The organism is Pseudanabaena sp. CCNP1317 (assembly GCF_034931345.1).
In the GTDB taxonomy this organism is placed as follows: Bacteria; Cyanobacteriota; Cyanobacteriia; order Pseudanabaenales; family Pseudanabaenaceae; genus Pseudanabaena; species Pseudanabaena galeata.
Genome location: NZ_JAYGIF010000137.1, coordinates 1 through 1,334 on the forward strand (window position 1 = coordinate 1; position 1,334 = coordinate 1,334).

The 1,334-nt window shown below is 68.2% G+C and carries 2 protein-coding genes; both read left to right on the forward strand.

The genetic code is table 11. From position 1 onward, the window contains the following. Window positions 1-392 (forward strand): hypothetical protein (locus VB775_RS22505; protein ID WP_323216961.1); only part of this gene is annotated, 392 nt, incomplete at its 5' end. Window positions 393-656: 264 nt separating this feature from the next. Further along, a partial coding sequence (locus VB775_RS22510) for an ammonium transporter (protein WP_416235817.1) occupies window positions 657-1,334 on the forward strand: 678 nt, incomplete at its 3' end.

Consider the following 1,334-nt stretch of genomic DNA (forward strand, 5'->3'; position numbering starts at 1 on the left):
CCCTGTCAGACGTGTCGCGCTCCGATCCGCCGCGTGCGCTCGAGTCGCCGGCGCCCTCGCGGCGGGTGACCGCACGTCTCGTGCCGACTCGGCAAGAGCCCGAGGTGTGGCTCGCGAGCTGGGATCTCGGCGCGCTGCAGAGCCTCGGGCTTCGGCTTCACGGTCGCGCGCGTGTGCTGCCAGCGCGCGACACGCGGGTCTTCGCGCGTGCGGACGAGCTGGTGCTGGTGTTGCTCGACGCGCAGGCGCCTGGGCTCGACCTGCACGAAGCGGCCGAGGTGTTGCTCGGGACGCAGGCGACGACGGTGGTCTGGGGCGCGAGCCCGAGTCAGCGCAAGTCACTCGCGGAGCTGCCGGGGGATTCACGTTCCGCTCGAGACGAGCGCGCGTGAGCTGGCCGAGCTGGTCGCGACGCTGCTCTGACGGAGCGCGACCAAGGAGACCCGAGCCGCCGTGATCGGCCCGAGAGGCCGTCCCCTGCCGGTCGGGAAGCCTCGACTCCGGCCCGCGCGAAAATGACGTTCGATGCGGAGGACGACCGCAACCGCAACCGCGTTTTTTCGATCCGGACCCCGCTGAGAAATCATCCGGAAACAACGCCGGTCCAGGCTTCCCTCGCTTGCCGCGGTGCGTCACCGCGATGGCTTTGGAGGATCATGGAACAGGGCGTCTCACAGGGGCTTCTCGACTCCGTTTGGGTGCTGCTGAGCGCCTTCCTCGTGTTCTTCATGCACTCGGGCTTCGCGCTCGTGGAGAGCGGCTTCTGCCGCAAGAAGAACGCGGTGATGGTTCTCCTCAAGAACGTCGCCGTCGTCGGCATCGGGTCGATCGTCTACTACCTGGTCGGTTACGGCGTGATGTTCGGCGAGGGCAACGCGTTCCTCGGATTGAGCGGCTTCATGCCCGACGGAAGCGAGGCCGACGTCGGCACCTTGCCCGTCTTCGTGTTCCTCTTCTTCCAGCTCGTCTTCGCGGCCACCGCCTGCACGATCGTCAGCGGCGCGGTCGCGGAGCGTGCGCGGCTCGGTACGTTCTTTCTGTTCTGTGTGGTCGCAGTCGCCGCGATCTATCCGATCGTCGGCCACTGGATCTGGGGCGGCGGTTGGCTCGCTACGATGGGCTTCAAGGACTTCGCGGGCAGCACGGCGGTCCACGCGGTCGGCGGCGGCATGGCGCTCGCGGGCGCGATCGCGATCGGACCTCGGCTCGGTAAATACGACGAGAACGGGCAGAGCCGCCCGATGCCCGCCCACAACTTCCCGCTCGCCGCGCTCGGTGTGATGGTGCTCTGGCTCGGTTGGTTCGGCTTCAACGGCGGCAGCACCGTGAGCGCC